The 22,735-nt window shown below is 72.2% G+C and carries 19 protein-coding genes and 1 pseudogene; 7 read left to right on the forward strand and 13 right to left on the reverse strand.

What is annotated here, in order from left to right:
- The first annotated feature begins 66 nt into the window (after positions 1-66).
- Positions 67-555 carry a rhodanese-like domain-containing protein gene (locus tag BLW14_RS27815; protein WP_093709880.1) on the forward strand — a complete coding sequence of 163 codons (489 nt, stop codon included), beginning with the start codon at positions 67-69 and terminating at the stop codon, positions 553-555.
- Between the two features lie 48 nt (positions 556-603).
- Here the strand turns inward: BLW14_RS27815 and BLW14_RS27820 are convergent, their stop codons facing one another.
- Positions 604-2,289 carry a DUF885 domain-containing protein gene (locus BLW14_RS27820; RefSeq protein ID WP_093710864.1) on the reverse strand — a complete coding sequence of 562 codons (1,686 nt, stop codon included), beginning with the start codon at positions 2,287-2,289 and terminating at the stop codon, positions 604-606.
- Between the two features lie 35 nt (positions 2,290-2,324).
- Positions 2,325-2,849 (reverse strand): Lrp/AsnC family transcriptional regulator, encoded by a 525-nt coding sequence (locus tag BLW14_RS27825; RefSeq protein WP_093709881.1) that lies wholly within the window; start codon positions 2,847-2,849, stop codon positions 2,325-2,327.
- 59 nt (positions 2,850-2,908) lie between these two features.
- On the opposite strand from BLW14_RS27825, the gene BLW14_RS27830 reads away from it, so the two are divergent.
- Complete coding sequence (locus BLW14_RS27830) at positions 2,909-4,195, forward strand: trans-sulfuration enzyme family protein (protein WP_093709882.1); 1,287 nt, start codon at positions 2,909-2,911, stop codon at positions 4,193-4,195.
- Here BLW14_RS27830 and BLW14_RS27835 read toward each other — a convergent pair.
- From BLW14_RS27835 to BLW14_RS27850, 4 genes are all read right to left on the reverse strand, one after another.
- Positions 4,086-5,516 carry a GNAT family N-acetyltransferase gene (locus BLW14_RS27835; RefSeq protein WP_256333025.1) on the reverse strand — a complete coding sequence of 477 codons (1,431 nt, stop codon included), beginning with the start codon at positions 5,514-5,516 and terminating at the stop codon, positions 4,086-4,088. The two genes, BLW14_RS27830 and BLW14_RS27835, sit on opposite strands and share 110 nt — an antisense overlap.
- A 162-nt stretch (positions 5,517-5,678) precedes the next feature.
- Positions 5,679-8,336 carry a DUF7824 domain-containing protein gene (locus BLW14_RS27840; protein WP_093709884.1) on the reverse strand — a complete coding sequence of 886 codons (2,658 nt, stop codon included), beginning with the start codon at positions 8,334-8,336 and terminating at the stop codon, positions 5,679-5,681.
- Positions 8,333-9,709, reverse strand: coding sequence for an SWIM zinc finger family protein (locus BLW14_RS27845; protein WP_177154116.1), 1,377 nt, complete (start codon positions 9,707-9,709; stop codon positions 8,333-8,335). The genes BLW14_RS27840 and BLW14_RS27845 overlap by 4 nt, the downstream gene beginning before the upstream one ends.
- Positions 9,710-9,755: 46 nt before the next feature.
- On the reverse strand, positions 9,756-11,201 hold the full coding sequence (locus BLW14_RS27850) for a MocR-like pyridoxine biosynthesis transcription factor PdxR (protein WP_177154117.1): 1,446 nt from the start codon (positions 11,199-11,201) through the stop codon (positions 9,756-9,758).
- 47 nt (positions 11,202-11,248) lie between these two features.
- Here BLW14_RS27850 and BLW14_RS27855 point away from each other — a divergent pair.
- Positions 11,249-12,049 (forward strand): annotated as a pseudogene (locus BLW14_RS27855) (DMT family transporter); the annotation flags it as partial.
- 105 nt (positions 12,050-12,154) lie between these two features.
- Here the strand turns inward: BLW14_RS27855 and BLW14_RS27860 are convergent.
- Positions 12,155-12,985 (reverse strand): alpha/beta fold hydrolase, encoded by an 831-nt coding sequence (locus BLW14_RS27860; protein WP_093709886.1) that lies wholly within the window; start codon positions 12,983-12,985, stop codon positions 12,155-12,157.
- A 411-nt stretch (positions 12,986-13,396) separates the two neighbouring features.
- Between BLW14_RS27860 and BLW14_RS27865 the strand changes: the two genes are divergently transcribed.
- Entirely contained in the window at positions 13,397-14,164 is a 768-nt protein-coding gene (locus BLW14_RS27865; RefSeq protein ID WP_093709887.1) for a GntR family transcriptional regulator, read from the forward strand.
- 306 nt (positions 14,165-14,470) lie between these two features.
- Here BLW14_RS27865 and BLW14_RS27870 read toward each other — a convergent pair whose 3' ends face one another.
- From BLW14_RS27870 to BLW14_RS27880, 3 genes are all read right to left on the reverse strand, one after another.
- Positions 14,471-15,628 carry an ROK family protein gene (locus tag BLW14_RS27870; RefSeq protein WP_093709888.1) on the reverse strand — a complete coding sequence of 386 codons (1,158 nt, stop codon included), beginning with the start codon at positions 15,626-15,628 and terminating at the stop codon, positions 14,471-14,473.
- 99 nt (positions 15,629-15,727) lie between these two features.
- The gene (locus BLW14_RS27875; RefSeq protein WP_093709889.1) at positions 15,728-16,378 is read right to left on the reverse strand and encodes a response regulator transcription factor; all 651 of its coding nucleotides are present in this window, start codon (positions 16,376-16,378) and stop codon (positions 15,728-15,730) included.
- A 4-nt stretch (positions 16,379-16,382) separates the two neighbouring features.
- Positions 16,383-17,555, reverse strand: coding sequence for a sensor histidine kinase (locus tag BLW14_RS27880; RefSeq protein ID WP_093709890.1), 1,173 nt, complete (start codon positions 17,553-17,555; stop codon positions 16,383-16,385).
- 106 nt (positions 17,556-17,661) lie between these two features.
- Between BLW14_RS27880 and BLW14_RS27885 the strand changes: the two genes are divergently transcribed.
- Both BLW14_RS27885 and BLW14_RS27890 read left to right on the forward strand, forming a co-directional pair.
- Positions 17,662-18,585, forward strand: coding sequence for an ATP-binding cassette domain-containing protein (locus tag BLW14_RS27885; protein WP_093709891.1), 924 nt, complete (start codon positions 17,662-17,664; stop codon positions 18,583-18,585).
- Positions 18,586-18,587: 2 nt separating this feature from the next.
- The gene (locus tag BLW14_RS27890) at positions 18,588-19,325 is read left to right on the forward strand and encodes an ABC transporter permease (protein WP_093709892.1); all 738 of its coding nucleotides are present in this window, start codon (positions 18,588-18,590) and stop codon (positions 19,323-19,325) included.
- Positions 19,326-19,770: 445 nt separating this feature from the next.
- Here BLW14_RS27890 and BLW14_RS34620 read toward each other — a convergent pair whose 3' ends face one another.
- Positions 19,771-20,055, reverse strand: a complete 285-nt coding sequence (locus BLW14_RS34620) for a type I phosphoribosyltransferase (RefSeq protein ID WP_177154118.1) — start codon at positions 20,053-20,055, stop codon at positions 19,771-19,773.
- Between the two features lie 177 nt (positions 20,056-20,232).
- On the opposite strand from BLW14_RS34620, the gene BLW14_RS27900 reads away from it, so the two are divergent.
- A complete protein-coding gene (locus BLW14_RS27900) occupies positions 20,233-20,667 on the forward strand; it encodes a hypothetical protein (RefSeq protein ID WP_093709893.1) in 435 nt (144 codons plus the stop codon).
- A 13-nt stretch (positions 20,668-20,680) separates the two neighbouring features.
- On the opposite strand, the gene mug is transcribed toward BLW14_RS27900, so the two are convergent.
- Both mug and purB read right to left on the reverse strand, forming a co-directional pair.
- Positions 20,681-21,226 (reverse strand): G/U mismatch-specific DNA glycosylase, encoded by a 546-nt coding sequence (gene mug, locus BLW14_RS27905; RefSeq protein WP_093709894.1) that lies wholly within the window; start codon positions 21,224-21,226, stop codon positions 20,681-20,683.
- 31 nt (positions 21,227-21,257) lie between these two features.
- Positions 21,258-22,700: an adenylosuccinate lyase gene (gene purB, locus BLW14_RS27910; RefSeq protein WP_177154119.1), complete on the reverse strand. Its 1,443-nt coding sequence runs from the start codon at positions 22,698-22,700 to the stop codon at positions 21,258-21,260.
- Positions 22,701-22,735: the final 35 nt, after the last annotated feature.

Raw genomic sequence — 22,735 nt, forward strand, 5'->3', positions numbered from 1 at the left:
CGGATCAAGCTCGCTGCCGGGAATCCCGCCTTCCGGACCGGCGGCGCCGATCATAGATTTTCAGGCATGACCTCCCAGCCCGGCGCCCTTGCCGCCCACCCCGTCCTGAGCGTCCCGCCCGCCGAACCGGCCGCAGCGGCCGCCTACTTCGGCGCCTCGCTCGCCTTCCACGCCGACGTCTCGGACGTCGCGGCCGCCCTCGCCGGCGGAGGCGACCCCGGCTTCGTCCTGCTCGACTCCCGGTCCACCGAGTCCTGGGACCAGGGGCACATCCCGGGCGCCGTGCACCTGCCGACGGCGCTCATCGCCGAGCAGGCACCCCGGCTCCTCGATCCGGCCGTGCCGGTGGTCACGTACTGCTGGGGCCCCGGCTGCAACGGCGCCACTCGCGCCGCACTCGCCCTGGCCCGGCTCGGCTACCGGGTCAAGGAGATGCTGGGCGGCTTCGAGTACTGGGCGCGCGAGGGATTCCCGTACGAGACCTGGGAGGGCGAAGGGAAGCGCGCCGCCGACCCGCTGACCGCACCGGCCGGCACCGACGACTGCGGCTGCTGACGACGACCGGTCCCGGGGAGGGTTCCCCGGGACCGGCCGCCGGCGGACTCAGAGGTTCGACAGCTCCTCGACCAGATCGTCCAGACCCAGCGGGCCCTGCGACAGGGCCGCCATGTGCCACGCCTTGAGGTCGAACGCCTCCCCGTGCGCGGCGCGGGCGTTCTCCCGGCCCAGCAGCCAGGCGCGCTCGCCGAGCTTGTAGCCGATCGCCTGGCCCGGCATCGAGAGGTAGCGGGTCAGCTCGCTCTCCACGAAGTCGGCCGGCCGGCTGCTGTGCGTGCCGAAGAACTCCTGCGCCAGCTCCGGCGTCCACCGCTCACCCGGGTGGAACGGCGAATCGGCCGGGATCTCCAGGCCCACGTGCATGCCGATGTCCACGATCACCCGGCAGGCGCGCATCATCTGCGCGTCCAGATAACCGAGCCGGCGCTCCGGGTCGGGCAGGAAGCCCAGCTCGTCCATCAGCCGCTCCGCGTACAGCGCCCAGCCCTCGGCGTTGGCGCTGACGATGCCGACGGTCGCCTGGTAGCGCGACAGGCTCTCCGCCACGTGCACCCACTGGGCGAGCTGCAGGTGATGACCGGGAACGCCCTCGTGGTACCAGGTGGACACCAGGTCGTACACCGGGAAGCGGGTCTCGCCCATCGTCGGCAGCCAGGTGCGCCCGGGGCGCGAGAAGTCCTCGGACGGGCCCGTGTAGTACGGGGCGGCGGCGCCGCCGGGCGGGGCGATCCGGGACTCCACCCGGCGGACCCGCTCGGCCAGTTCGAAGTGCGTGCCGTCCAGCGCTTCGATGGCCTCGTCCATCAGCCCCTGGAGCCACGCCTGGACCTCGTCGACGCCTTCGATGTGCTCGCCGTGCACGTCGAGATGGGCGAGGGCCTCCCAGGGCCCCGCGCCCGGCAGCACCTTCCCGGCCTCGGTCTTCATCTCGGCGAGCAGCCGGTGGTACTCGGACCAGCCGTACGCGTACGCCTCGTCGAGATCCAGGTCGGTGCCGTTGAAGTAGCGCGACCAGCGGGCGTACCGCTCGCGGCCCACCGTGTCGGGCTCGCCCTCGATCCCGGGGGCGTAGACCTCGCGCATCCATCGCCGCAGTTCGTCCAGGGCGCCGGTGGCCTGCGCGGCGGCCTCGTCGAGCTCCGGACGCAGGCTGTCCGGGCCGCCGGCGGCGAAGTCCCCGAAGAAACCGTTGGTGCCGTCCCCGACCCACTCGTCGAGCTGCTCGATGAACGTGGCGGTGGGGCGCGGACCGCCGTACAGCTTGCGCTCCAGACCGAGCGCGAGCGACTCCTGGTAACCGGCCAGCGACGCCGGAACCGCGCGCAGCCGCTCGACCACCGCTGCCCAGTCCTCCTCCGTCTCGGTGGGCATCAGCGTGAAGGCCTGACGCACCGAGTGCGCCGGGGAGTGCAGGTTGGAGACGGCCCGCAGCCCCTCGTCCGCCTCGTGGACGGCGAGCTCGGCCGTCAGGCGCTCCCGCAGCAGCCGGCCGCAGCGGCGCTCGGCGTCGTCGGCCGCGCCGGGCAGCTGTTCAGCGGCGTCCAGCCTCGCGAGGGTGTCCCGGGCCAGCGCGGCCAGCTTCTCCTGGCCGGCGGGGGAGAAGTCGGGAAGGCGACGCGAGCTTGCCGCGACACCCAGATAGGTGCCGGAGATCGGGTCGAGTTCGATGAATGCGTCGACGTAGGCGTCGGCGACCTGACGCGGCAGTGCGCTGTTGGAAGAGTCTGACATGTGGACATCCTCGTACGCGAAGGGGCTCCACGTCACTATCGATCGGCGTGACGGACCTGACCCGGGACCGGACCGGCCGTCGTTCCGGGCCCGGCGGGGAGCAGCGGGCCGCACTCCCACTGCTGGAAGATCAGCCGTGTCTCCACCCGTGCCACCTCGCGGCGCGAGGTGAACTCGTCGAGCACGAGCCGCTGGAGATCCGCCGTGTCCGTCACGGCCACATGCACCAGATAGTCGTCCGGGCCGGTCAGGTGGAACAGGGCACGCGACTCCGGCAGCGACCGGATCCGCTCGACGAACGGCCCGATCAGCTCCCGGCGGTGCGGACGTACCTGTACGGAGAGCAGCGCTTCGAGCCCCCGCCCGAGCCGGGCCGGGTCCAGCCGCAGCTGATGCCCGAGGATGACGCCGGTGCGGCGCAGCCGGGTCACCCGGTCCAGGCACGTCGAGGGGGCGACGCCGACCTCGGCCGCCAGCTCCCGGTAGGTCGTCCGGGCGTCGTTCTGCAACAGCCGCAGAATGTGGAGATCGACCGTGTCGAGAGCGACGGAATCAGTCATTCGCCGAACGTAGCACGGGGTTTCGGCAGGCTGTTCCGGTGAGCGTTCAGAGTGCTGGCATGGACACCGAATCCGTGCTGCCGCCCTCGACGACAACCCAGTCCCGGGCGCTCGCCACCGAAGCCGTGCACGCCGGACGCGACGACCTCGCGGCCCTCGGCCTGCACGCCGCACCGATCGACCTGTCGACCACCTACCCCTCGTACGACTCCCGGGCGGAGGCGGAGCGGATCGACACGTTCGCCACCACCGGGGCACGGCTCGACGGGCCGCCCGTCTACGCCCGGCTCGACAACCCGACGACCGCCCGCTTCGAAACGGCACTGGCCCGGCTCGAAGGCACCGCGAGCGCCGTGTCGTTCGCCAGCGGCATGGCCGCTCTGACCGCCGTCCTGCTCGCCCGCGCGAGCGCGGGACTGCGCCACGTGGTCGCCGTGCGTCCGCTGTACGGATGCAGTGACCACCTGCTGGGCGCCGGGCTTCTCGGCACCGAGGTGACCTGGACCGACCCGGCGGGCATCGCGGAGGCGATCCGGCCCGACACGGGCCTGGTGATCGTGGAGACGCCCGCCAACCCGACGCTCGCCGAGATCGACATCAGGGCCGTCGCGCACTCCTGCGGATCGGTGCCGCTCCTCGTCGACAACACCTTCGCGACGCCCGTCCTCCAGCGCCCCGTCGAACACGGTGCGCGCATCGTGCTGCACAGTGCGACGAAGTACCTGGGCGGGCACGGTGACGTGATGGGCGGCGTCGTCGCCTGCGACGAAGAGTTCGCCGCCGTGCTGCGCCAGGTGCGCTTCGCCACCGGAGGCGTCCTGCACCCGATGGCCGGCTATCTGCTGCTGCGGGGCCTGTCCACCCTGCCGGTACGGGTCCGGGCCGCGTCCGCGAGCGCCGCCGAGCTCGCCCGCCGGCTCTCCGCCGACCCGCGCATCGCCCGCGTCCACTATCCGGAACTCGGCGGCGCCATGGTCTCGTTCGAAGTCTACGGCGACCCGCACCAGGTCGTCGCGGGCGTACGGTTGATCACTCCCGCCGTCAGCCTTGGCAGCGTCGACACACTCATCCAGCACCCGGCCTCCATCAGCCACCGCATCGTGGAAGAAGGAGACCGGCACGCGTCGGGCGTCGGTGACCGGCTGCTGCGCATGTCCGTCGGCCTGGAGGACGTCGAGGACCTGTGGGCCGACCTCTGCCAGGCGCTGAGCGGCGAGGAACCGGGACGCCGTGGGCTCAGCGCTCCGCCTGTTCGTACGGCGTCCGCGCCTGCGCCCGCGTCTGTGTCTGCGCCTGCGTCTCCGTTTGCGGGGCCCGTGCCGGGGCCGCGGCAAGGCGCGCGCTGATCACGAGCGTGCCCTCCTCGATCTGGTAGTCGAGCGGCAGCGAGAGCGCGCGCATGGCGGCGACCATGCCGGTGTTCGACGCCTGGGTGACGGCGTAGACGCTCTCGCAGCCGGCCTCGCCGGCCATCGCAACCAGGCGGGCCAGCAGTTCGGAGCCGATGCCGCGCCGCTGCCACTCGTCCTCGACGAGGAGGGCCACCTCGGTCTCGTCACCGTCCCAGAGCAGATGGCCGAGGGCGACCAGCCGTCCGGAGGCCGTCTGCACCGCCAGCGTGCGGCCGAAGCGCGGGCTCAGCAGGTGGTCCAGATAGCGGTCCGCGTCCCGGACCGGCCCGTGGTAGCGAAGCCGCAGCGTCTGCTCCGAGCAGCGCCCGTGCATGGCCACGGCCGCTTCGTGGTCGGTCCGGTCCGCCCGGCGCACGGTGATCTCGTTGCCCTCGGGCAGCGTCAGCACCTGCTCGCCACGGGGGACCCGGGGGCCGAGCCGGGCGTCGAGCTCCACCAGTGCGCGGGCACGCGCGAACTCCGTGGGCGTGAACGGGAGATAGGGCCGCTCGACGGTGATGACGCCCCCCGACGGATCGCGCAGCCGCATCACCGTCTCCTCCAGCACCCCTTCGACCGGGGCGCTCTCGCCGGTGGCGCGCCCGCTGACCGACACCGCCGGCAGCGAGTGGATCGTGCACCGGCCGAGCAGCTGGCGCAGGGCGAGGGGGAGTTCGGCGGCGTCGAGGGCGGTGCGGGTGGCGAGGCCGAGCACCCGCGTCGGGGCGTCGACCAGGTCGTGGGCGTCGGCCCGCTCGGTCCAGGTGGAGCTGCCGCCGGCGGCGGACACCGCGCGGGCCAGCTGCTGGGCAGGCAGCGAGGCGGGCACCCGCAGCAGGAACTCGTCGACCGTGCCCTGCGCCAGCGGGTGCGTCTGGAGCGTCAGGATGTCGATTCCGTGCCGGGCCAGCACGGTGCACAACGCGGCCAGGCTGCCCGGGGCGTCCCGCACGGTGGTCCTCATCCGCCACAGCACGGTGTCGCCGGGGACGCCGGACGGCCGGGCCTGCTCGCCGGACTCCACGTCCGCCTCGGTTCCCGAGGATTCGGGCAGCGGGGGCGGGGCGTGGCTGTGGCGCCGTGCCCACCACGTGTGGAACGCGGCGGTCGCAGTCAGCGCCACGGCGGAGGCGATGAGCAGGTACGGGCCGTCCGGCTGGTGCCCGATCAGGTTGGCGATCGCGTCGGCGACCGCCACCGCCGTGAAAAGCGCGGCGAGTTCGATCATGTCCCGCCGCCAGTGGTGGGGGCGACGGGCACTCTTCGCGGATGTCACATCAGTCATGAATCCACTGTGACCGTACCGTGTTGCCTGATCACGAACGCTTTGTGACCGATGGGTTAAAGGGCAATCGGGCTTACTGTCGTCGATTTCGAAGGCGTTGGGGGTGTGTTTCGAAGGGCGCCCCGGCGAACAGGCGCGAGCGCCGTGCGGGCCTCAGCCGGCCGCCACCCGGCACGCGGACTCTAGGCGTATCGCCTGTCGCACCAGCTGGGTCGTCCCGCCGCGTGCGGCCGTCTCCGCGAGGCCCGGCACCGGCCCGGTCGTCGGCGGGCCGCTGTGCTCCGCGCACTCCGCCGCCACGGCGAGCAGGTCGCTCAGGCCCCGGGGCGCCTTCTCCCGGGCCAGCAGTGCGGGCAGCACCGGTGCCAGGACGGACAGGACCGTCCCGTACGCCCCGGTCCCCGCCGCCGTCCGGGCCGAGTCCGCCAGCCGGTTGGACTTGACCGAGTTCTGTTCGAGCAGCACGTCCAGCTCGCCGCCGAGCAGCCCGGTATCCAGCCGTCCCCGCGCCGCCAGCACCAGGAGGGCGTCGACCGCCGCGAGCCGGTCCTCCGCGTGCCGGGCGCCCAGCCCGTAGGCCAGGGCGAGATGGATCGCCCCGGCGGCCGGGCCGCCGGTCTCGGCGAGCGCGGGCAGCAGCCAGGCGGTGCCCCGCTCTTCCTGGACGCACGCCGCGACGGAGGGCAGCAGCCAGGCCGCGAGCGTCTCGCCGTCCTCCGGGAGGGTGGCCGTCCACTGCGGGGACTCCGCTATCCAGCAGTAGCAGTTCTGGTTGCGGGGGGAGTGGGCGCTCCCGAGCCAGTGGAAGGGCCGCGGAAAACTCTGCCGGACGAGCGGGTTGTCCCTGGTGGTGAGCAGCACGCGCCGTGCCTTCACCGTCTGCCGCAGCCAGTCGCGGCCGATTTCGACGTCCGTGTCCACGTGGCGGGGGATCACGGCCGCCAATGGTTCGAAGGCCAGGAGCCAGGCGGCGAGGCGGTCGCCCTCCTCTGTGCCCAGCGCGGACGCCTCCTGTGCGGCCTCCTTCGCGTCCGTACGCCGGACCCGCAGGAGCGCCTGGGCGAAGTCCACCGGTCCGGCCCGCAGGCCCAGCGCCTGGTAGCCGCGCAGCCGTTCGACCAGGTCCCCCGCGTCGATGGTCCCCGTGTGCCAGGTGGGAGTTGCCAGCAGATACGGCAGCCGGCCGGACCGGACCTCGGCGGCCGCCTCCCACAGCCGGGCGTACAGGATGCCGTTGAGTGCGTCGTGGCAACAGCCGCCCGCCCCCGTCGGGCGGGCCTGCCCGTCGTGCACGCTCTGCCGCGATACCCGGCCCAGCAGGGACGCCACGACTACGTGCAGCCCGTAGTGGTTGCGGGACATCCGCCACTCCACCTCGCCCTTGGGCGCGGTGGCCCACCACTGTCCGGCGAGCGCGGGCTCCAGGGCCGCGACCAGCTCCTCCCGGTCCGTGCGGGCGCACCGGACGAGCCCGTCCAACGCCCGTTCGAACGCGGTGATGTCCTCTGCGTCAGGGCTGAGCAGAGCCGCCGTCACCTCCTCGGTCAGCTCGGCCACCGAGCCCGGCGGTGGTCCGAGCGGACGCGGGGCGGGCGGCGGCGGGAGGACCTCCTCGTACGCCACCTCCGGCTCGTCCTCCAACAGGTCACCGAACACGGCGCGTGCCGCCTCCCGGTGTACCGGGGCCAGCAGGCAGGCCATCCGGGCCGCCTCCTCCCGGACCTCGGGCGTCGCGGCGGGAAGGGCGCGCGCGGCCAGCTTGAGCGCCCGCTCCTGGGCATCGGTGTCCGGATGCCCGAAGCCGTCCGCGATCACCGGCAGCAGCTCCTCGGCCGCCGAAGGGTTCCGGCGCAGCACCTTGCCCAGCTGGATCAACTGGGCGCGCACCAGCTTCTTCTCTGTGCGGAAGAGTACGGCGCCGGACACCTCGGCCAGCTGCCGGACCGACAGCGCCCCCTGGGCGTCGAGCCGGGCCAGCACCTCCTGGGCGTGGCCGGCCACCGGGGAAGGACCGTCGGCCGCCATCGCCATCCACTCGGCGGCCCGTGCCGCCTCCTCCTCGGAGGTGGGGACGAGTCCCCGTACGACCAGCAGGCAGAAGCGGAGATCGATGGGCTTCCCGCCGCGCAGCAGCCGTGCGGTACACGCGTCGAGCAGGTCCGCGCGGTCGAGCAGGCCCTCCGCCGCCAGGGCGGTCAGCGCGGCCGGCCAGGAATTGGCGGGGAAGTTGCCGTCGACCCAGGCCACCACCGGAGGCAGCTCCGGCATCGTCAGGAGATGCGGCACGAGGACGTCGAGACGGGCGTCCGCCCGCAACACGTCGATCAGGGGCTTCTCGGACCCGGCCTGCCGGCGCGAGCTGTTGACCCGCTCCGCCCACGCCAGGACCATGCCGTCCGAGACAGGCAGCGGACAGCCCGCCCGGCGGGCCAGCTCCTCGACCAGCCGGTACTCCGCGTCCGACTCCACGGCGCGCGCGGCCAGCCGGCGGGCGAGATCGGCGAGCCAGTCCGGCTCGCGGTCGCCCAGCACCTCCAGGACCCATGGGTACGGCGAGTGAACCCAGTCCCGCATGTCCCTGCCGCCGAGCCACGTGGCGCAGCCCGCCGCCCCGGTGTGGCAGCCCGCACCGGCCACCAGGATCGCCTTGCGGACCCGGGTGCGCTCGCCCCAGCGCCAGCCCCGTGCCTCCTTGCGCAGGACCTTCAACTCGTCGAGGACGGTCTTGCGCCCGCCCCGGTCGAGCCGGGCCAGCAGGGGCCGGATGTCGTCCATGCGGCCCTCGCGGACCGCGTCCAGCAGTGTGTTCATCGCGCACCTCCGGCGACCTTCGCGCCACGGCGGACCATCCGGACCGCGAGGGCGTGCTTGCACGGGCCCCGGCGGCCCCGGTAGTCGGCCCACCACTGGCAGGTGCAGCTCAGCGTCCCCGACCGCTCGCGGACCTGGTACCGCCGGTCGCCCGAACGCACCGCCGCCACCTCGCCGTCCAGGACCACCGCGCCCTCCCGGGCCAGCCGGCGGGCCGCCACCAGCCGCGGGTTGTGCCGCTCGGCGCGGTCCGCGTCGTACGGCAGCTCGCGGTGGAAGTACGCCGCGTCCGCGAGGTCGTAGCCCACCCGCCCGGCCGTGCCCAGCCGGACCAGCGCGGCCCGGACCCGCTCCACCGGAAGGCCGGACTCCGCCGCCAGCCGGTCCGGCTCGATCCGCGGCTCCCACGCCAGCAGCACCGAGACCAGGTCCGCGTCGGCCGCGGCGTCGTTCGTGGCCAGCGCCTCCAGGACTCCGCCTTCTCCGGAGAACCCGCGCGAGGCGTCGGGCGACAGGGTCAGCGTGAGCCGCATCCCGGGCAGCACGACCTCCCAGGCGCTCGCGGTGGCCGCGCCGTCGGCCACCGGCCCGTACACGCGCAGCGCCGACGCGTACCGCAGGACGCGTTGCAGAGCGGCCAGCCGCTGAGGGCCGGGAAGGCAGACGGCACCGCGAACCGGGCGGGTCGTCGGCCGCAGCGTCTTCCCGGCCGGCACCACCCACTGCGCCCCACGCGTGGCCGACCCCGACGACGACCTGGGCAGCGACCTCAGGAACCGTACGGCCTCCGCCGCCGGGAGCTCCGCCCGCAGATCGAAGGAGGCGGACACCACCTGCGCCTCGGCGAAGCCCCGCAGCCAGCGGTCCGGCAGCGGCACCTTCTTCTCCACGACGGAACCAGCCGTCGTCGTGACCGCCATCTCCTGCGGGCCCACCCGCAGATGCAGCGGTTCGTCGCCGCCTATCCGCGAAAGCGCCTCGCGCAGCGGATTGTTCACGTCCACATTGGTGGTGCCGTGGCCCGTCCCGACACCCTCCAGGCCCTCGCTCAGCACGTCGAGCCGCGCGTACACCCCACAGCAACCGGAGAACGACTCGAAGCGCAGCCGGTCGCCGTTGCCCGTCACCACGGGGTCGAGCGAGGACAGCAGCGTCCGCTGGTAGTAGCGCGTGGCCGCGACGTCCGCCACGGCGAGCAGGCCCCGCGCGGCGATGTGCGGCGAGGCGAGGAAGCCCGCGAAGAAGCGCGGATGGGCCTCGGCACCGAGCGGAGTGGAGCCGCCGGCTGTCTCCAGGCCGAGCAGCCGCCCGGCCTGCGAGGAAGCCAGCGCGGAGGGACGTGAGTAGGCCAGGGCCTGCACGGTTCGGGTCATGGAAAAACCGTAGAACCCGCCACTGACAATCGGCCTCCGCCGCAGGTCAACTGGGTTTCCGGCCAAGGCCGGCGAGCGCGCGCACCCCACGCACGATGTCCGCCGGAGCCAGGTGCGCGTAACCGAGCACCAGCCGTACGCAGCCTTCCGCCGGCCGCGCGGTCCCGTACTCGCGCAGCAGGCGTACGGCGATCCCCGCACCGGCCGCACGTTCGGCGAACTCCGCCTCCGGGCCCCAGCCTTCGGGCAGCCGGGCGATGGCGTGCAGACCCGCCGCCACCCCGCTCACCTCGGAGCCGGGAACGTGCTCGGCGAGCGCCCGCGTCAGCACGTCGCGGCGCTCGCGGTACGCGCGCTGACAGCGCCTCAACTGACGGTCGTAACCACCGCCCGACACGAAGTCTGCGAGCACCGCCTGATCGAGCGCCGGATTCCCGAGGTCCATCGTCCGCTTCCGGTCGACGAGTTCGTCGGTCATCGACGCCGGCGCGATCAGCCAGCCCAGACGGAGCCCCGGAGCCAGCGACTTGCTCACGGAACCGGTGTAGGCGACGCGTTCCGGATCGAGGCCCTGGAGCGAGCCGACGGGCGCCCGGTCGTAGCGGAAGTCGCCGTCGTAGTCGTCCTCGACGACGAGCCCGCCCGTCTGGCGCGCCCACTCCAGGAGCCGGCTGCGCCGGGCGGCGGAGTACGCCACTCCGGTCGGGAACTGGTGGGCCGGGGTCGTCACCACGGCCCGCACACCGGAGCGCGCCAGCGGCTCGAGGGCCAGCCCTTCTTCGTCGAGCGGGACGGGGGCCGTCGCCACCCCGGCGGAAGCGAAGAGCGCCGTGTGCTCGGGGCTTCCCGGGTCCTCCACCCCGACCGTCCGGATCCCGCGCCCGTGCAGGACGAACCCGAGCAGGGTCGTCGCCTGCGCCACCCCGGAACAGACCAGCAGCCGCTCCGGATCGGCGACCACCCCGCGCCGCCGCGTCAGCAGCGCGGCCAGGGCGTCGCGCAACTCCGGCAGACCGCGCGGGTCCGGGTAGCCGAGCGCGCCGTGCGGCAGCCGGCCGAGCGCGGAACGGTGCGCGGCGGCCCAAGCGCTGCGCGGGAAGAGCGAAAGATCCGGCGTGCCCGGACGGAAGTCGACGCTGACACGACGGGCGCGCGGCGCCAGGTCCCGCGCACCGCCCGCCGCCGCCCGCGCGGACCCGCTCACCCAGGTCCCCGAGCCCCGTCCGCTGCGCAGATAGCTCTCGGCGGTCAACTGCTCGTACGCCTCGGTCACCAGGCCGCGCGAAACCCCGAGATCGGCGGCCAGTTCACGGCTGGCCGGCAGCCGGGTCCCCGGCGCCAGACGGCCCGAGCGGACGGCCTCGCGCAGCGCCGTCTGGAGCGCCCGGCCACGGCCACGTGCCGGAGCGGAGGCCACCGGCAACAGCAACTCCCAGGCCGCCGAGACGGACGCACGGCCCCCAGCGGGCGAATTGGTCCCCGAAGCTGTCATGGAAGTGGACCTTAATCCGGGCCACCGTGCTCCCTAGCGTCGGTCTCATGAACGTGACCTCTCTGCGCGGCCCCCTCCTCGCCGCCTTCGCCTGCGTCCTCGTCGGCGCCTCCTTCACCGCCAACAGCGTCCTCGGCGACTACCCGTACGCCGGCGGCCAGGCGCTGCGCTACGGCCTCGCGGCGCTGCTCCTGCTGCCCCTCATCCACCGGGAGGGCGAACCGCGCCCCACCGCCACCCTGCGCGGGCTCACCGGCCGCCAGTGGGGGCGGCTCGCGCTGCTCGCCGCCGTCGGCATGGTCGGCTTCAACCTCGCCGTCCTGACCGCCGAACGTTCCGCCGAACCCGCTGTCCCGGGCGTCTTCGTCGGCTGCGCCCCGATCGTCGTGGCGGTGCTCGTACCCCTGCTGGATGGACGGCGGCCGACGCGTCCCGTGCTGTACGCGGCGGCTCTGGTCGCCGGGGGCGCCTTCACGGTCCAGGGCTGGGGGCGCACCGACCTGGCCGGAATCCTGTGCTCCGTCGGGGCGCTGGCCGGTGAGGTGGGCTTCGCCGTCCTCGCGGTGCCCGTGCTGCGCCCGCTGGGCCCGAAGCTGCTGTCCGCGACGGTGTGCGCGATCGCGGCTGCCGAGTCGGCGGTGCTCGGCCTGGTGCTGGACGGCGGCGGCTTCCTGCGGATGCCGACGGGGGCCGAGACGCTGGCGCTGATCTGGCAGGCGGCCGTCGTGACGGTCATCGGGTTCGTCTGCTGGTACATGGGCATGCAGCGCATCGGCGCCGAGCGCGCCACCCTCTTCTCCGGCCTGATCCCGGTCTCCGCCGCGCTCACCGCCCCACTGGTGGGCACCGGCTCGTACGGTCTCGCCCAGGCTGCGGGCTCCTGCCTCGTCGGCGTCGGCGTGGCTATCGGTTCGGGAGTGCTGGGGCGGCGCGGCGAAGGCCCGGCGGCCGGTTCAGCGACTGGTGTCGAGGATGACCCGGGCCACCAGAGCGGGGTCGTCGTTCATCGGGACATGGCCGCAGCCGGGGAGCCGGACCAGCCGGGCGCCGGGCAGGGTCTGCTTCGCCCGGACGCCTTGGCGGCGCAGCAGCAGCCGGTCGCGGCCACCCCAGGCGATGGTTATCGGTAGCCCCGGTATGTCGTCGGTGAACAGCACGTTCCGGCCGACGGCCAGGGTCTGGTGGAAGCCCGTCGCCCCGCGCAGGGCCAGGGTCTCGGAGGCGGCCGCCGCGGGGGAGCGACGGCCGGGCCGGGCGTAGATGGTGCTGGTCAGCGCTGTCCGCCCGGTCGCCGTCCGGGACAGCCGTTCTATCAGGGGCAACGGCATCGACTCCGCGGCCAGCCGCATCGCGCGCAGCGTCCCGAACGCGTAGACCCGCTCGCGTTCGGTCCAGAAGCCGGCGGGGGAGAGCGCGGTCACCGAGCGGACCATCTTGGTGCGGCCCAGCTCCAGGGCGAGGAGCCCGCCGAGCGAATTGCCCGCGACGTGCGGACGGTCCACCCCGATCGCCTCGCAGAACCCGGTGAGCACCGGCGCCACGGTCGCCAGGTCGTACGGAACACCGTCCGGCAGCGCCGGGGAGGCGCCGAAACCGGGCAGGTCAACGGCGATGACCTCGCGTTCCACGGCGAGAATCGGTATCACCGGGTCCCAGGCCTGCCGGTGGTGGCCGATGCCGTGGAGCAGCAGCAGGGGCTCCCCGGAACCGCTGCGTTCGTACGCCACGGACACGGTCCGGGGCCCTCGGGGGGTGTCGACGCTGAACGAGACCGTGCTGGCCATGGCGGTGCTCCCGGTCGTTGCGACACGGGAGGCCGTGCCGGCAAGCGGCTAGACATTGCGTCAACAACAACTACCGCCAAGTAGCTTCCAGTTCAAGAGGCCCGTGCGCCTTCCTTGCCGGTGAACCCCCACCCGGTTCATTTCGTTCGATATGGCAGGTTATTTCCCTATTCGCGGTAATGGTTCCGTAGCTCCACGTATCTGCCCCGGTGTGGGGCTTTGTGCTGCCTTTGGCGCACCGGTCCGCGAACGTCCTGTGAACGCTGTGCGGCGCACCATCCATTCACAGGGTGCTCGGCGCAGGATTGGTCTTGACCAAGGGGGTCCGCCGTCCTATGGTCTCAACGTTAAGACAGGAACCTTTAATAAATAACGTCGCGGAAAAGCCGCTGGGCGATTGCGGAGGACAGGGTGGGGACCACGCAGCTGGAAACGGTGCAGGAGCCGAAGTACTGGCACCTCAAGACCGTGCTCAGTGAGGCACTCGACTCGGACTTTGCGGTGGGGGAGATCCTTCCCAACGAGCGTGAGCTCGCCGCCCGGTTCGGAGTCGCCCGGGCCACGCTCCGGCAGGCCCTGGAACAGCTCGAACTCGAAGGCCGGCTGCAGCGCCGCCGCGGCGTCGGCACCACGGTCGCCCCGCCGCGCGTCGGCGTGGCGGTATCCACGGCCCGCGACGACTGGAACGAGGGCGAGGCCGGCGAGGCATGGCAGCCGGTGGACTGCGAGAGCGCTTCCGCCCCGGCCGCCGTCGCCGCGACGCTCAACGTCGGTGCCGAGGAGCCCCTGCACATCGTGCGCCGCATCCGGACGACCCACGGCCAGGTGGTCGCCGCCGAGCTGCTCTACGTACCGGCGTCCTCGGTGCCCGACCTGTCCGGCATAGACGCCCCGTCCGGCGCGGCCCGCGCCCGCAATGTCGTGCGCGAACTGCACCGGCTCGGCCTCGACGGCCAGGACCGCTCCGTCGAGCTGGGCTCCGCCCGCGCCGACGACGCCAAGGAGCTGGACCGGCTCCCCGGCGCCCCCGTCCTCGTCGTCACCACCCGCTACCTCGCCGCGGGCGGCACGGCGGCGGTCTCGATCGCCACGTACCGGGCCGACACGTGCCGCCTCACCTTCGGCGACTCGGGCGACCTGGAGATCAGCCACCCTGCCGAGGAACGCCAGGCGTCCTGACCCGGAAGGCCACCGGGCGTGAGCGTCTCCACCTCGGGCCCTGCGGCCCGTCGCCCTGAGCGGCGGCCCATCGCACTGGCTGGGAGTCCCCACGGATCCGGCCCCTGGCCCCGCGGCCCGTCGCCCTGAGCGGCGGGCCATCGCCATACGCGCCCATCGCCATACGCGCCCATCGCCATACGCGCCCATCGCCATACGCGCCCATCGCCATACGCGCCCATCGCCATACGCGCCCATCGCCATACGCGCCCATCGCCATACGGGTCTGTCAGGCCCCGGACGTCGCCCCCTCACGGCCCGTCGCACTCAGCGGCGGGCCGTCACCGTTCCCTCGACGGCGAACAGCTGCTCCTCCACGTGATCGAGCGCGAGCCGCAGCGCACCGGTCGCCACCGCGGCCTCGCCGAGCAGCGACAGGGCCACCCGCGGGGGCCGCAGGCAATAGCGGGCCAGCTCACTCCGGAGCGGGTCCAGCACCCCGTCCAGCCCGGCCGCCCAGCCCCCGACCACCACCAGCTCGGGGTCCAGCGCCAGCACCAGCGCCGCCACGTCGTGGACCAGGCGCTGGATGAACCGCTCCACCGCGGCCTGCGCCTGCTCGTCCCCGTGCCGGGCCTTCGCGAAGACCGCCGCGACCGCGTGCTCGTCGAGCGGGTCCAATGGGGTGTCCGTCGTCGACAGCAAGTGCTCCGGCGTCACGTCCCGTCCGAGCAGGTGCAGCGCGCCGATCTCCCCGGCCGCGCCCCCGAACCCCCGGTGCAGCCGCCCGCCGATCAGGGAACCGGCTCCCGGACTCAGCCCCGCCAGCACGAACACGATGTCGTCGGACTCGGTGGCCGCGCCCTTCCAGTGCTCGGCGACCGCGGCCGCGTTGGCGTCGTTCTCCACGAGGACGGGGCAGCGGAACGAACGCCGCAGCCGCTCGCCCAGCGGTAGCCCCGTCCAGTCCGGCAACGCGGTGCCCAGCCGGACCGTGCCGTCGGCTTCCACGATGCCCGGACTGCCCACCCCCACCGCCCGCAGGCTGCTCCGGGCCACGCCGGTGCGACGCAGGACGTCCGCGACGACGGCTCGCACCCGGTCGAGCCGGTCGTCCGCGCCGGCGGTCTCCGACACCTCTCGCGAGCCGGCTCCGATGATCCGGCCGTCCAGCCCCGAGAGCAGCGCGGAGACACGGTGCGGGCCGATCTCGATGCCCAACAGGTGCCCGGCCTCGGCCCGGAAGCGGAAGCGCCGGGCCGGACGGCCCTGACGCCGGGCCTCGGGTCTGTCCGGGGCGCACTCGACGACCAGCCCCGCCTCGAAGAGCCCTTCCACGACGCCTTCGACCGTCGGGCGGGACAGGCCCGTGATGCGGGTCAGATCAGTGAGAGTCGAGGAGGACGCGCCCCGGAGGGCATGCAGTACCACCGCGGAATTGATCCGTCGCAGCAACGACGGGTCCCCACCGGTCAGCCGGCCCACGGTGTGTCCTCCCAGCTCGTGCGCATGTCAGGCGGATGGTACTCGCTGCTCAGGGGGAGGGCGACCGTGGGCCGCGGTGCTGTTCGCGAGCGCCCGCGATCAAGCCGGAGCGACGAACCCGGACTCGTAGGCGGCGATCACCGCCTGGGTGCGGTCACGAGCGCCCAACTTCGCGAGCACCGCGCTGACATGGGTCTTCACCGTCTCCACCCCCACCACGAGCTTGTCGGCGATCTCCGCATTGGTCAGGCCCCGGGCCATCAGCCGGAGCACCGTCGCCTCACGCTCGGTGAGCGCGGCCCGTTTCAGCGCCTCGCGCGCCTTGTTCGTACCGTACTCGGCGGCGAGCTGCCGGACCGCCGCAGGGAACAGCAGGGACTCACCCTCCGCCACCAGCCGTACCGCATGGACGATCTCGGCCGGCCGGGCTCGCTTGAGCAGAAAACCGTCCGCCCCCGCGCGGAGCGCCTCGTACACGTACTCGTCGTTCTCGAAAGTCGTCACCACCAGGATCTTCGGAGGTTCGGGCACGGTACGCAGCACTACCCGGGTGGCCTCTATGCCGTCCATGAGCGGCATGCGGACATCCATCGCCACCACATCGGGGCGCAGCTGCCGCACCAGGGGGATGACCGCTGCGCCGTCCCCCGCCTCACCCACCACCTCGATATCGGGCTGGGCCTCCAGGACCGCCCGCAGTCCCGCGCGGACCAGGGGCTCGTCGTCGACCAGAAGAACGGTTACCGGCATCGCGTCAGCCTATTCCGTGCAGCGGGAGGCTCGCGTGCACCGTCCACTCCCCGTCCGAGGGCCCTGTCCTGGCCCTTCCGCCCAGGAGAGCCGCGCGTTCCCGAATGCCCCGCAGTCCGCTTCCGCTGCCCGGCGCTCCGGGGGAACCCATGAGCGGATTGCTCACCTCCAACTCCAGCCGGCTGTCCGCGACCCGGATGCGGACGCGGACCGGGACCGCTCCCGAGTGCCGCAGGACGTTGGTGAGGGACTCCTGAAGGATGCGATAGCCCTCCCGGGACACCGGCCCCGGCACCAGCTCCAGCGGCCCGGTCACCTCGGCGTCGACCTCGGCACCGGACCCCCTAGCGGAATCGAGCAGCCGGTCGGCCTCGGTCAGTGACGGCCGCTTACCGGGCGGCGCGTCCGTCTCGCGCAGTACCCGCAGCACCCTTTCCAGATCGTCCAGGGCATCCCGACCCGTCTCCTCGATCACCGCCAAGGCCCTGCCGGTGAAGTCCGGGTCCTGGGCCGCCCTCGCCGCACCCGCCTGCACCACGGCCACGGTCAGCGCGTGCCCGATCGAGTCGTGCAGTTCGCGGGCGATCCGATTGCGTTCGAGGAGCTGCTCGGTGCGCTCCTCCAGTGCGGTCAGGCGCTGCACCGGTGTCGGACCGAGCAGCCACCGGGCTGCCGCGGTGATGATCTCGCCGCAGCTCACCACCACGGCGAACAGCATCACGACGGGTACGGGCGCCAGCACCGCGGCCCACCAGTGCGTCCCCAGCCCGACGGCGGACCCGGGCCCGGACGGTGCCGTGCCGAAGGAGGACCGGACGAGGTCGACGGTCGTCGTCGACAGCGTCACCGTGGCAAGGCCGGCCAGGCCCGCACCGAGCAGTCGTATCTCCAGCCAGAGAGCGGTCCTCCATCGCTCCGACCACGAGGTCGACGGAGCCACGGAGATGGAGGCGTCCGAAGCACCGCGTTCCGCGGGAGTGAGCAGCAACTGCGCCTGGATGCCCTCCGCGAGGCGCATTCCCGGTATCAGGCCGACCATCGCCGCGAGAACCATGGGCACCCAGGGCGTCTCCATCGAGATGAACAGCCACACGCTGACGACCGCGGCGGGCATAAGCAGATGCAGCCAGCGGGTGTATGTGACCGAGCGGGTCAACGGGCGAAGGAAGTGGTGCATGCCGTCATCGTGCCAGTGGGCGGGGCACGCCAACTCCCCGAGCGAGGGAGGTGATCCACACGCGCGGGGGAGGATAGGGGCCGGCCCCGGCGGCGAGGCTGAGGACATGACCAGCATCGATGTCCACGAGCTCACCAAGGACTACGGCGGCACCCGTGCCGTGGACCATCTCACCTTCCAGGTACGGCCGGGCCGTGTGACCGGCTTCCTCGGCCCCAACGGCGCCGGGAAGTCCACCACGATGCGGCTGTTGCTCGGCCTCGACCGTCCCACGAGCGGCACCGCGAAGATCGGCGGACAGTCGTACGCGGCACTGCCCGAACCGCTGCGGCACGTCGGGGCCCTGCTCGATCCGCAAGCCGCCCACGCGGCGCGGACGGCACGCGACCATCTGCTGGCCCTCGCCGTGAGCAACGGCCTCGGTGCTTCCCGGGTCGAAGAGGTGCTGGAGGAGACGGGTCTCGGGCCCGTAGGCGGGCGAAGGATCAGGACCTTCTCCCTCGGGATGCGCCAGCGCCTCGGTATAGCGGCGGCGCTGCTCGGGGACCCGGCGGTCGTCATGCTGGACGAGCCGTCGAACGGGCTGGATCCCGAAGGCATCATCTGGATCCGCGAACTGATGCGGAGACTCGCCCGCGAAGGGCGCACGGTGCTGGTCTCCAGCCACCTGATGAACGAGACGTCCTCGTTCGCTGACCATCTGATCGTTCTCGGGCAGGGGAGGCTCCTTGCGGATCTCCCGATGCGTGTCTTTCTGGAATCCCGCAGCCAGCCCCGAGCGAGGGTGCGTACGACCGAACCCGCCCGCCTCGGCGAGCTTCTGGCCCGTGAGGGGTACCGTGCCGCGCCGGGTGAGGACGGCCGATGGATGGTGGAGGACGTCAGAGCAGAGGAGATAGGCGCGATGGCAGCAAGGGAAGGCATTCCGATCGTGGAGCTGATGGACGAGCACACCACCCTGGAGCAGGCATACCTCGACCTCACCGCCGAAGCGACGGAGTTCGCGTCCGCCGGCCGACAGGAGGTCTGACCATGCCGGGCACCGCAGTTCTGCACTCGGAATGGATCAAGATCAGGTCGGTGCGATCCGTGTTCGGATCGCTGGCGGCCGTCCTTCTCGTGACGATGGCGATCACCGTGCTCACCGCCGCCACTGTCGGTCAGGCGGAGGCGGACGACGCCGACGCGGAGCTGCTCTTCGGGGCCTTCTACGCGCTGAACTTCGGCCAGATCGCCGCCATAAGCTTCGGCGCGACAGCGGTTTCGACCGAGTACGCCAACGGCGCGCTGCGCATGTCGCTCACCGCGGTCCCGGACCGCACTCGCTTCTTCGCGGCGAAGGTGTCCCTGATCGGCGCCGCAGGGCTGGCAGTAGGGATTGTCACAAGCTTCGGCGCGTTCCTCGTGGGCCAGCTGTTCATGGGGGAGTACGCGATAGGGCTGGGCGCACCGGGTGCACTGCGCGCGGCGTTCGGTGGTGGCGTCTACCTGGCGCTGATGGCCCTGTTCGCAGCAGGTCTGACGTTCCTGTTGCGAAGCGCGGTCGCTGTCCTCAGCGTGCTCATACCGTTCATCCTCATCGTCTCGTTCGTGGTCGGAGATGTCGCAGGCAGCGCGGCGGACTACCTGCCGGACCGAGCGGGGCAGTTGATCCTGCACCAGCACGCCGAGGGCAGCCTCGGCCCCTGGTCGGGGCTGGCAGTCACCGCGGCCTGGGCCGCTGCGGCGCTGCTCGCCGGCTGGTGGGCGCTGAAGCGCCGGGACGCCTAGGGCCCGACTTCGAACTCCCCTCGTCGCCCGTAGGGCGGCCTCCGAGTCGGCATAGCCTCAGACGACTGCCAACCTGCGCGGACGGCTTTGGGTAAAGCACGGATGCCCCGACGCCGCAGGCGGGTGCGGATGGCGCGTGAGGAATACGAGACGTTTTCCGTCCACCGAGTAACCAGCCAGGGGGCGAGGTGTCAGGACTGCCCATCCAAGCCGGAAGTTCGGCTGCAGTGACAATGCTGCGGGCGCCCAGGTCCGCCCGCCGGGCCGGCGCTGTCTGGTCAACGACGACGGAGCAGCCGACCCACTGCCCGCCGCATTCCTCGACCATCGACCGCACAGCCGATGCCTGGCTACCCGTTTCGATCCAGTGCTCGGCCAGCAGCAACCGGTCCGTCCGCAGGGCCTACCGTCATCCGCCGCAGACGCAACTCCTGGCGAGCACCCGTTAGTCGGGGTCACTGCACCTGGTGGCCTTTTTCCCGGGGCAGATCCCCTCGCCCTTGCGTACCGCGACGAAGCCGACGCCGAGCTCGACGGCAGATGCCGCGCCCAGCAGGAACCCCAGCGACTCAACGCCGCAGACGGCCGTGACGCCGTCCTCCCGGAACGGCTCAGCCAGTCCACGGACCACTGCGGCAAGAGCCTCGGGGGCGCGAAAGACCTGCCAGACATCAGCGTGACCACCCATCCATCGGAAGCGGTCAAGGATCAGGCCGCGTGCGTGAGACATCGCGATCGCGAGTCCGCGGACGAACTGGCAGCTCAGGCAACCGGATTCCCCGCTCGCAGAATCCCGATCCGGATGACAGGCTCCCACCGGGTTTGTTCGCAGGTACGAGATGGATGAAACCGTCTCAAAGTACGGAGCGCGGCTCCGATTGTCAGTGGCGGGAGGTTTACTGACGGCATGACCACCGCACATCACCTCCGCCTCATCGACGGGATGCGCACCCGAGATTTTCCCGCGGAACGTGTCCGGTCGGGTTCGGGAGTCAGCGGTCCCGGCTACCACATCGTGTATCTGCACCCGGACGACGTCTGGGAGGACGACGAGGCGGGCCGGCTTGAGAGGCGCGCTCAGTGCGTCGCGGACCACGAGGCGTTGGTCACGCTGCTCACCAGCCGCTGGGGCGAGCCGGAGCCGGTCAGTCTGTTCAGTGCCCGGGAGCGGATGGTGTCCGGGGAGGAGATACCCGCGCCATGGGCGGACACCGTCGCGGGGTGCGAGTATCTCCAGCTCTGGCACATCGAGGAGCGCTGGATGGCGTTGGTCCTCTGCCTGGAGGAGGGCGGCTCCGGCTGCGAGCTGAGTGTGGTGGTGACGGAGATGGACCCGCCCTGACCGGGACCGGGTGCTACGGGGTGCCGGCCTCCACGGCGGCGCGCAGCCGGGCGTACTCTTCGGCCATGGTCTGAGTGGTCCAGTGCGCGTTGAGGCCGCTGGGATTGGGCAGGGCCCATACGCGGGTTCCGCCGACCGTCCGCTCCTGGGGGCCGATCGCGGCCTTGCGGTCGCCGAAGGCCGTACGGTAGGCGGTGATGCCCACGACGGCCAGCCATTGCGGGCGCAGGCGCTCGACCTTGTCGTTGAGGATCCGCCCCCCGGCCCGGAATTCCTCGGCGGACAGCTCGTCGGCCCGGGCGGTGGCCCTGGCGACGACGTTGGTGATGCCGAGGCCGTGGTCGAGCAGCTCGGCCTGTTCGGCGGGGAGCAGCCGGCGAGGGGTGAAGCCCGACAGGTGGAGGACGGGCCAGAAGCGGTTGCCGGGAAAGGCGAAGTGGTGGCCCGTGGCGCCCGTCGTCAGGCTCGGATTGATCCCGCAGAACAGGACGCGCAGGCCACCCGCGGCCACGTCGGGAACAACGCGGTCACGGGCGGCCTGGAGCTCTTCGGGCGTCATCTGCCGGATGCGGATGCGGATGCGGTGGCCGTCAGAGGATGGAGCCCGGGGTGTACCTGGCGGCCTCGGGGTGCTGCTTGGTGATCTCCTCGATCCGCGCGACGAGCGCGGTGACCTGGTCGCCCGCGGCTCCGGTGAAGGAGAGCTTGTCGGCCATCAGCTCGTCCAGCTGGGCGCGGTCCAGTGGGATGCGCTCGTCGGCCGCGAGCTTGTCCAGCAGCTCATTGCGCTCCGTGCCCTGCTCGCGCATGGCCAGGGCGGAGGCGACGGCGTTCTCCTTGATGGCCTCGTGAGCGACCTCGCGGCCGACGCCGGCGCGTACCGCGCCCATCAGGACCTTGGTCGTCGCGAGGAAGGGGAGGTAGCGGTCCAGCTCGCGGGCCACGACGGCGGGGAAGGCGCCGAACTCGTCGAGCACGGTCAGGAACGTCTCGACCAGCCCGTCGAACGCGAAGAACGCGTCCGGCAGAGCCACCCGGCGGACCACCGAGCACGAGACGTCACCCTCGTTCCACTGGTCGCCGGCCAGCTCACCGGTCATCGACGCGTAGCCGCGCAGGATGACCATGAGGCCGTTGACGCGCTCGCAGGAGCGGGTGTTCATCTTGTGCGGCATCGCGGACGAGCCGACCTGGCCCGGCTTGAAGCCCTCGGTCACCAGCTCGTGGCCCGCCATCAGCCGGATGGTCTTCGCCACGGAGGAGGGCGCCGCGGCCAGCTGGACCAGCGCGGTCACCACGTCGTAGTCCAGCGACCGGGGGTAGACCTGACCGACCGAGGTGAAGGCGTGCGCGAAGCCCAGGTGGCCCGCGATGCGCTCTTCGAGCTCGGCCAGCTTCCCGGCGTCGCCGCCCAGCAGGTCCAGCATGTCCTGCGCCGTGCCGACCGGGCCCTTGATGCCGCGCAGCGGGTAGCGGCCGAGGAGGTCCTCCAGCCGGCCGTATGCCACCAGCAGCTCGTCGGCCGCGGTCGCGAAGCGCTTGCCGAGGGTGGTGGCCTGCGCGGCGACGTTGTGCGAGCGGCCGGCGACGACCAGCTCGCGGTACTCGGCGGCGAGCTTGCCGAGGCGGGCCAGGACGGCCACGGTGCGGTCGCGCATCAGCTCCAGGGAGAGCCGGGTCTGCAGCTGTTCGACGTTCTCGGTGAGGTCGCGGGAGGTCATGCCCTTGTGGACGTGCTCATGGCCGGCGAGGGCGTTGAACTCCTCGATCCGGGCCTTCACGTCGTGCCGGGTGACCTTCTCGCGCTCGGCGATCGAGGCCAGGTCGACCTGGTCGAGGACGCGCTCGTAATCGGCGAGGGCGGCGTCGGGCACCTCGATCCCGAGGTCCTTCTGGGCGCGCAGCACCGCCAGCCACAGCCGGCGTTCCAGCTTCACCTTCTGCTCGGGGGACCAGAGGACGGCCAGCTCCGTGGAGGCGTAGCGGCCGGCCAGGACATTGGGGATGCGAGGCTTCGCAGACACAGCAGTCACGTGTCCTGATTCTACTGGCGGTTTCTGCAGCTCAG

Source organism: Streptomyces sp. 2131.1 (assembly GCF_900105515.1).
GTDB lineage: Bacteria > Actinomycetota > Actinomycetes > Streptomycetales > Streptomycetaceae > Streptomyces > Streptomyces drozdowiczii.

Coding starts and splice junctions, on each gene's coding strand:
- BLW14_RS27845 (WP_177154116.1), bottom strand. CDS start 9,709: ATGACCCGAACCGTGCAGGCCCTGGCCTACTCACGTCCCTCCGCGCTG.
- BLW14_RS27850 (WP_177154117.1), bottom strand. CDS start 11,201: ATGACAGCTTCGGGGACCAATTCGCCCGCTGGGGGCCGTGCGTCCGTC.
- BLW14_RS27830 (WP_093709882.1), top strand. CDS start 2,909: ATGGACACCGAATCCGTGCTGCCGCCCTCGACGACAACCCAGTCCCGG.
- BLW14_RS27900 (WP_093709893.1), top strand. CDS start 20,233: ATGACCACCGCACATCACCTCCGCCTCATCGACGGGATGCGCACCCGA.
- BLW14_RS27880 (WP_093709890.1), bottom strand. CDS start 17,555: ATGCACCACTTCCTTCGCCCGTTGACCCGCTCGGTCACATACACCCGC.
- BLW14_RS27820 (WP_093710864.1), bottom strand. CDS start 2,289: ATGTCAGACTCTTCCAACAGCGCACTGCCGCGTCAGGTCGCCGACGCC.
- BLW14_RS27885 (WP_093709891.1), top strand. CDS start 17,662: ATGACCAGCATCGATGTCCACGAGCTCACCAAGGACTACGGCGGCACC.
- BLW14_RS27890 (WP_093709892.1), top strand. CDS start 18,588: ATGCCGGGCACCGCAGTTCTGCACTCGGAATGGATCAAGATCAGGTCG.
- BLW14_RS27875 (WP_093709889.1), bottom strand. CDS start 16,378: ATGCCGGTAACCGTTCTTCTGGTCGACGACGAGCCCCTGGTCCGCGCG.
- BLW14_RS27840 (WP_093709884.1), bottom strand. CDS start 8,336: ATGAACACACTGCTGGACGCGGTCCGCGAGGGCCGCATGGACGACATC.
- BLW14_RS27815 (WP_093709880.1), top strand. CDS start 67: ATGACCTCCCAGCCCGGCGCCCTTGCCGCCCACCCCGTCCTGAGCGTC.
- mug (WP_093709894.1), bottom strand. CDS start 21,226: ATGACGCCCGAAGAGCTCCAGGCCGCCCGTGACCGCGTTGTTCCCGAC.
- BLW14_RS27825 (WP_093709881.1), bottom strand. CDS start 2,849: ATGACTGATTCCGTCGCTCTCGACACGGTCGATCTCCACATTCTGCGG.
- BLW14_RS34620 (WP_177154118.1), bottom strand. CDS start 20,055: ATGTCTCACGCACGCGGCCTGATCCTTGACCGCTTCCGATGGATGGGT.
- BLW14_RS27860 (WP_093709886.1), bottom strand. CDS start 12,985: ATGGCCAGCACGGTCTCGTTCAGCGTCGACACCCCCCGAGGGCCCCGG.